Origin of the sequence: Propionibacterium cyclohexanicum, from assembly GCF_900111365.1 — a bacterium.
In the GTDB taxonomy this organism is placed as follows: Bacteria; Actinomycetota; Actinomycetes; order Propionibacteriales; family Propionibacteriaceae; genus Propionibacterium; species Propionibacterium cyclohexanicum.
Genome location: NZ_FOGZ01000042.1, coordinates 1 through 7532 on the forward strand (window position 1 = coordinate 1; position 7532 = coordinate 7532).

The following is a 7532-nucleotide window of genomic DNA, read 5'->3' on the forward strand; positions in this document are numbered from 1 at the left end:
CTACCCGGTACGACAAACTCGCGATCACCTACCGCGCAGGCGTCACCCTCTGCACCATCCTCACCTGGACACGCCTATTGGGAGACACGCCCTAGTCAGCGCCGCTCAGTTGCGGGTGGCGGTGAGGCCGTCGATCCGCCCGAAGCTGATGACATGCACGACCACATCACCGGTCTCGTCGCAGGCGTCCAGGTCAACCGTGGCCTGGATCGCCCAGTCGTGGTCGCCCTCGGGATCGTCGATGACCTGGCGCACTGCCCATGTCCGGCCCGATGGGTCGAGGCTGAAGAACTGCGGACCGCGGGCCTGCGCCCCGACCCCGATCTCGTCGTGGTCGTCCCAGTAGTCGCCGAGCGCGGCGTCCCACTGTGGGTAGCCGAAGGTGGCCAACGGGTCGTTGGCGTTGAGGGCGGCCAGCCCGGCGGGATCGTCGTCGGCTGCCAACTGGACGCGGCGGAACAGCGCATTGCGCACCAGCACTCGCAGTGCCGCCGGGTTCGACGACAGCGCCCGCGAGGTCGTCCCGGTCTGCTCGTCCGCAGCTGCGTCGTCGATCTGCTGACCGAGCCGCGTCCACTCGTCGAGCAGCGAGGAGTCCGTCATGCGCACCACTGTGCCCAGCCAGGTGAGCAACTCGTCGAATTCGGGGGTATGGGCCGAGATCGGCACTGTCTGGCGCAGTGCGCGGTAGGCATCCGAGAGATAGCGCAGCACAGTGCCCTCCGAGCGCTGCACCTTGTGGAAGGCGCAGTACTCCCCGAAGGTCATCGCCCTCTCGTACATCTCGCGTACCACCGACTTGGGGTGCAAGGGGTACTCGACCAGCCAGGGGCGGCTCGCCGTGAAGGTGGTGTAGGCCGCCTCGAGCAGTTCGGCGAGCGGCTGGGGATGGCTCACCTCTTCGAGGGCTGTCATGCGGTCCTCGTAGTCCATGCCTTCGGCTTTCATCTCGGCCACCGCCTCGCCGCGGGCCTCGAACTGCTGGGCGCGCAGCACCGGCCATGGATCCTCCAAGGTGGCCTCGATGACGCTCACCACGTCCAGCGCAAAGGTCTGCGATGCGGGGTCAAGGGTCTCCAGGACCGCCATCGCGAACGCGCTGAGCGGCTGGTTCATCGCGAAGTCATCCTGCAGTTCGGCGTTGAGTTCGTAGCGCCGTCCGCCTGCCGTGGGTGTCGTGCGGCGCACCACCACGCCCGATTCGATCATGGATCGTCCCAGCTGCACTGCCCGGTGCAGCAGCCGGCGGCGGACCGCACGGTCGTCCACGGCGGCGTCGACGATGTGCACCAGGGCTTGCGCGGTGTCCTCGTCGCGGGCCAGCAGGTTGATGAGCATCGCATGGGTGACCCGCATCCGGGCATGCAAGGTCTCGGGGACCGACTCGATGAGCTTGCGGAAGGTGGCCTCGGTGTAGTTGACGAAGCCCTCCGGCGGCTTCTTGCGCCGTACGCTCTTTCGCTTGCGCTCGTCGTTCTCGAACTTCTTGGCGATCCGTTCGTTCTCGACCTGGTATTCGGGTGCCTGGGCCACCACATATCCGATCGTGTCGAAACCCGCGCGCCCGGCCCGCCCGGCGATCTGGTGGAACTCCCGGCTGCGCAGCAGTCGGGAGCGCCGCCCGTCGAACTTGCTCAGCGAGGTGAACAGCACGGTGTGGATGGGCACGTTGATGCCCACGCCGAGGGTGTCCGTGCCGCAGATGGCTACCAGCAATCCCTGCTGGGCGAGCTGCTCGACGAGCCGACGGTATTTCGGCAGCATGCCGGCGTGGTGCACGCCGATGCCGTGGCGCAGCATCTTCGACAGGGTCGCGCCGAAGCCCGGTGAGAAGCGGAAGCCGCCGATCGCTGCCACGATGCGGCGGCGGTGCTCGGTGTCCACCAGGTGGGCGCTCATGAGAGCCTGGGCCTGTTCGGTGGCCGCCGCCTGGCTCGGGTGGACGATGTAGACCGGCGATTGGCCGGTCGAGGCGAGCTCCTCGATCGTCTCGTGCAGCGGGCTGATCGACCAGTGGTAGGTCAGCGGCACTGGGCGCTCGGCATTGCCGATGACCGAGGTCTGTCGCCCGGTCCACTCGCCCAGGTTGTGGGCCAGCCGGGTGACGTCACCGAGAGTGGCGCTCATGACGACGAATTGGCAGTCCGGCAACTCGGACAGACCCACCTGCCAGGCCCACCCCCGGTCCGGATCGGCGATGAAGTGGAACTCGTCCATGATCACCAGGTCGACATCGGCGTCGGCTCCTTGGCGCAGCGCGATGTTGGCGAGGATCTCGGCCGTGCAACAGATGATCGGGGCCTGCGGATTCACCGAGGCGTCGCCGGTCACCATGCCGACCACATCTGACCCGAAGATCTCGCACAGCGCGAAGAACTTCTCGTTGACCAGCGCCTTGATCGGCGCTGTGTAGTAGCTGCGGCCGTGCTGGGCCAGTGTCACGAAATGCGCCGCGGTGGCAATGAGCGATTTTCCCGAGCCGGTGGGCGTGGTGATGATCGTATTGGCGCCGGTGAGGAGGTCCACGAGCGCGTCTGACTGGTGGGGGTACATCTCGATGCCCTGCCCGTGCACCCAGTTGTTGAAGACCGAGTAGAGGACATCAGGGTCCTGGGCGATGGCTCCCGAGGGCAAGAGCTGGGTAAGTGTCTTGTTCATGACCGGTCCATCCTCTCAGAGCGCCGAAACCGTCCTGGCGCGCCCGGCCCTGCCGGGCTGGCGGTCGGCGCTTCATCATGTCGGGCATGATGTGGGTGTGACAGGCACGGGGCAGGGATACCAGGAGTCGACTCATGCGGATCTGGCGCGAGAGCGCGCCCCGCTCGGCGCTGCAGCCCTGCCTGACGCCCTGACGAGGGGCCGTGGCGTGGTGCTTGTGCCCGACAAGGGCCTCGACCGGGTGATGACCGTCGCCGAGGTACTCGTCCAGGAGGGGCTGGACGTTCTGGCGTTCGGTTTCGCGGGTTCCAGGGGGACGCAGGACTCCGGGGGTGCCGCCGGGGGCAGTGATCTGGCCACGCTCATCTCCATCTACTCCTTCCGGGCGACGATCGGCTGCTACGGGGTTCGCTCGGTCGAGGACGCCCGGGCTGCAGTCGAGGCCGGAGCCGCCTTCGCGATCTGCTCGCACCCCGATCCGCAAGCCCTGACGGCCCTCGCGACGGCGGGGCTGCCCTTCCTGCTCGATGCGCTGACACCCGACGAGGTGGCCGCGGCCTGGCAGCGCGGCGGCGCATGCGGGGTGCATGTGCGTCCGGCGGAGGTGTTCGGGCGCCGGTATGCGGACGCGCTTCCCGAGATCGTGCCGCAGGCAACCCTTGTTCCCACTGTCACCGACAATGATGTGGCCGCCGAATGGCTCGAGCAGGGTGCGGCGGCGGTGAGCCTGTCGACGAGTGTGCTGTCACGGGTCTTCAGCAGCGAGGACTTCGGCTCGCTTCGCCAGCGCGCTGCCGATGCCAGCACGATGCTGGCGCGGCATCGCTCGGCCTGATCGGGGCACAAGGGCACCCTCTTGGTGTGTCCGTGCCTCGTGCGTCCTCGAGCGGTGAGATCCCCAGGCCCGATCCTGAGTTCGCGCTGAATTCTCGGGGCGCGTCGAGCGGTGAGGTGCCACGTGGTTCGCGCGGTCGGCGGTGTCGGCGCAGGTGAGGTGGTGCTGGCTGTGCAGAAGAGGGAGCGGCGGCGAAAGCAGCGGCCAAGCATCTTGAACTTCTCTCAGGGAATCTTTATGATCATTGCTGTCGATCCGATCGCGTCCGCCTGCGGGCCGTTCGGCGCCCGCCAGCTGAGGAAAGAAGTCGCCAGTGCCCGCCAAGAGAGCACTCCTTGAGGAGTCGGCCGACTCCATCATCGAGATCACGGCCCCCCGTCGCGCGCAGATCTCCGGCATCAGTCAGGTCGCGGTCCTGGGCACCGATCACTGCACGCCCCGTCGCGCCTATGTTGCCCTCGACACCGCAGCGACCAGGCCGCACACCAAGCGCACCCGTCTTGCATTTCCTGCCGCAGCAGCCTTCCTCACCTCGGCACTCGGCCTGGGTATCTCGCTGGCTCCTCAGGCTGCGGCCAATCAGCCCCGCCCCGTGAACACCTCCGTGAGCGCGCCGAGCAGCAGTTCGGTGGCCCTGGTGGCCTCCCTGCCCGCAGCAGACGACGCCGAGGTCTTGGGCAACAGCGCCATCGCAGACGCCGCGACGCTCCGGTTGGAGAGCGAGAGCTCCCAGCAGCAGGCTCAGGCGGCAGCCGATGAGCAGCGTGCGGCGACGCTGGCCTCGGTCGGCAAGACGGCTGCCGACAAGCTCTCGGCCGATGCCGCGGCCGCGGCGGACAAGGCCGCCGCCGAGAAGGCCGCCGCCGAGAAGGCCGCTGCCGCCTCGAGCCAGCGGAATGCGGCTCAGCAGGCCGCCGCCCAGCAGGTTGCGGTGGCGGCATCGTCCACCGCGACTCAGGCCACCAGCGCACCTGCGGCGTCCACCACCTCGGCGACGGCGGCCAAGGCGACCACCGCCTCGGCAGTCGCCAGCAGCGCTGCGCAGGCTGCTTTGAACTACGCCCTGGCCCAGGTCGGCAAGCCCTATGTCTGGGGTGCTGCCGGACCGAATGCATTCGACTGCTCGGGCCTGACGCAGGCCGCCTATGCAGCCGCGGGAGTATCGATCCCGCGCACCACCTACGCCCAGGTGGGCGCGGGAACCCCGGTGTCCACCTCGGCTCTGAAGCCCGGTGACCTGGTCTTCTTCTACGGCAATGAGCATGTCGGGTTGTATATCGGCGACGGCAAGGTTGTCCACGCCGCCGATGTGGGCATCGGCGTGGTGATCTCGAATATGAGCAGTATGGCCACATCCGGGGCGGTGCGGGTCGGCTGAGCTCGGGTTGCCCCGCCATGTGCGCCATGCAGCGAACTCGCACACGGCCCAGGGCTCTAGGCTGTTGGCATGACTTCTCCGGTTGATCCCACGACCACTCCCGCATGGGCCGCACTGGGCGAGCTGCGCGATCGGCTCTCCGTGGATTTCCGTTCCTGGTTCGATTCCGACCCGGCACGCGCGAAGAACTACACCTTCCGCGCCGGCGATCTCATTGTTGACCTCTCGAAGAACTACCTGACTCCCGAGATACACGGCGCCCTGGTGGGCCTGGCCGAGCAAGTTGATCTAGCGGGCCGTCGTGACGCCATGTTCGGCGGCGCCAAGATCAACACCACCGAGAATCGCAGCGTGCTCCACACCGCCTTGCGGGCTCCCGCCGGCGCGCAGCTCGTCGTCGATGGCGTCGACGTCGTCGCCCAGGTGCACGAGGTCCTCGACCGGGCTGGTGCCTTCGCGGAACGCATCCGCTCGGGCGAGTGGACAGGTGTCACCGGCAAGCCGATCAGCACCGTGATCAACATCGGCATCGGGGGCTCCGATCTCGGCCCGGTGATGGTCTACGAGGCACTCAAGCCTTACAAGTCGGACACCATCGAGTGCCGCTTCATCAGCAACATCGACCCCACGGACATGTTCGAGAAGACCCGGGACGTCGATCCCGAGACCGTGCTGTTCATCATTGCCTCCAAGACCTTCACAACGCTGGAGACCATGACCAATGCGCGGATGGCGAAGAACTGGCTCATCAACTCCCTCGAGCACTCCGGTACGATTGACGGCAGTTCGGCCCAGCGGGCTCGGGCAATAGCCAGGCACTTCGTGGCCGTCTCCACCAATCTCGAGAAGGTCGCCGAGTTCGGCATCGACACCGACAATGCCTTCGGCTTCTGGGACTGGGTCGGAGGACGCTATTCCGTCGACTCCTCGGTGGGCCTGGCTGATCTCGTCGCGGTGGGCCCGCAGAACTGGGCCGATTTCCTCGCGGGCTTCCACGAGATCGACGAACACTTCCGCACCACGCCGATTGATCACAATGTGCCGGCCCTCATGGGTCTGCTGAACGTGCTCTATGTGAACTTCTACGGCGCCCAGAGTCATGCCGTGCTGCCCTACTCGCAGTATCTGCATCGCTTCCCGGCCTACCTGCAGCAGCTGACGATGGAGTCGAACGGCAAGTCGACGCGCTGGGATTCCAGTGCAGTGGACACCCAGACCGGAGAGGTCTTCTGGGGTGAGCCCGGCACCAATGGCCAGCACGCCTTCTACCAGCTGCTCCACCAGGGCACCCGGGTGATACCGGCCGATTTCATTGGCTTCGCGAACCCGGCGCATCCGCTGCGGGAGGGCGGCCAGGACGTCCACGCCCTGTTCATGTCGAACTACTTCGCCCAGACCAAGGCACTGGCCTTCGGCAAGACCGCCGACGAGGTTCGGGCGGAGGGCACTCCCGAGGAGATCGTGCCCGCGAGGGTGTTCAGCGGGAACCGGCCCACGACGTCGATCCTCGCTCCGACGCTGTCGCCCAAGGTGCTGGGCGAGCTCATCGCGCTGTACGAGCACATCACCTTCACCGAGGGCGCTGTGTGGGGTATCAACTCGTTCGATCAGTGGGGCGTGGAGCTCGGCAAGAAGCTGGCCCTGCAAATCGCTCCGGCGCTGGGGGGTGACGAGCAGGCCCTGGATGCACAGGACACATCGACTCGTCTGCTCATCGAGAACTACACGAGCCTGCGCGCCGACAGCTCCGAGCGGTAGTCACAGTGGGCGCCGGGGTCGGCCCCAGTCCTCGTCGCCTGGGGTGGCGGCTCCGGCTCCTGGGCGTCGTGCCTGCAGTCATTGCGGCGGTGCTGCTGGCAGCCGAGTGCGTCGTGCAGGTGCTGGCGCGCAGCGCGATGGCGCCCGGCGCAGGACTGGGCGGTCGGTCAGTCGCTCTCGTGCTCGGTGCCGGAGTGCGGCACGGGCGACCCACTCCCTATCTTCGGGCGCGTCTTGACGTGGCTGCCCGGCTGTGGCGAGAAGGGCAGGTTCGGGTGATCCTGGTCTCCGGCCATGCCGAGGAAGGCTATGACGAGCCGGATGTCATGGCGAATTACCTGGCCGACCAGGGCGTCCCTCGCCGCTGCGTGGTCTGCGACGGCGAGGGGATGGACACCTGGTCGAGCTGTCTGAGGGCCCAGCGCGTCTACGGTGTTGATGCACTGGTCGTTGTCACTCAGGCCTACCACCTGCCTCGCGCCCTGGCGGCCTGTCGGATGCTGGGGATCGATGCGCAGGGAGCACCCGATCGCAGCCGAGCCCGTACGGCTCGCTGGTGGCGCTATCGACTGCGCGAGCTGCCGGCGGCAGTGAAGCTGATCGCCGATCGAGCCACCATGCGCGGTGCGGCTGGACTGGCGCCCGACGATGCCGTGGCCCGCGCGCTCGCGGCGAGTACCCCGATCCGCTAGGGGATCATGCCAGATCCGGCTCATGGCTCGGCCTGCGGCTCGTCCCCGGAACCCGCATGCGTGGCGGGGACAGCGCGCCTGTCCCGAATCGGTCGGGAGGCGGTGAGCCAAGAAGAGGCTCTTCCCAGATGAGGGTGTAGGCGACGCAGCAGCCGTGGTGGGAGGGCGCGGCGCGTCGGTGCCCGGATAGTGGCCGAGGCCTTCCGAGGAT

Annotated in this window: 5 protein-coding genes; 4 read left to right on the top strand and 1 reads right to left on the bottom strand. The window is 67.3% G+C overall.

Annotated elements, in window-relative coordinates; all coding sequences use genetic code 11:
* Nucleotides 1-105 precede the first annotated feature (105 nt).
* Nucleotides 106-2658 (bottom strand): DEAD/DEAH box helicase, encoded by a 2553-nt coding sequence (locus BMX93_RS12365; RefSeq protein WP_091971587.1) that lies wholly within the window; start codon nucleotides 2656-2658, stop codon nucleotides 106-108.
* Nucleotides 2659-2755: 97 nt separating this feature from the next.
* Between BMX93_RS12365 and BMX93_RS12370 the strand changes: the two genes are divergently transcribed.
* From BMX93_RS12370 to BMX93_RS12390, 4 genes are all read left to right on the top strand, one after another.
* Complete coding sequence (locus BMX93_RS12370) at nucleotides 2756-3493, top strand: beta/alpha barrel domain-containing protein (protein WP_143052920.1); 738 nt, start codon at nucleotides 2756-2758, stop codon at nucleotides 3491-3493.
* Between the two features lie 313 nt (nucleotides 3494-3806).
* Entirely contained in the window at nucleotides 3807-4871 is a 1065-nt protein-coding gene (locus BMX93_RS12380) for a C40 family peptidase (protein WP_091971596.1), read from the top strand.
* 69 nt (nucleotides 4872-4940) lie between these two features.
* A complete protein-coding gene (pgi, locus tag BMX93_RS12385; RefSeq protein WP_091971598.1) occupies nucleotides 4941-6629 on the top strand; it encodes a glucose-6-phosphate isomerase in 1689 nt (562 codons plus the stop codon).
* A 68-nt stretch (nucleotides 6630-6697) separates the two neighbouring features.
* Nucleotides 6698-7321, top strand: coding sequence for a SanA/YdcF family protein (locus BMX93_RS12390; protein WP_143052921.1), 624 nt, complete (start codon nucleotides 6698-6700; stop codon nucleotides 7319-7321).
* The last annotated feature ends 211 nt before the right edge of the window (nucleotides 7322-7532 follow it).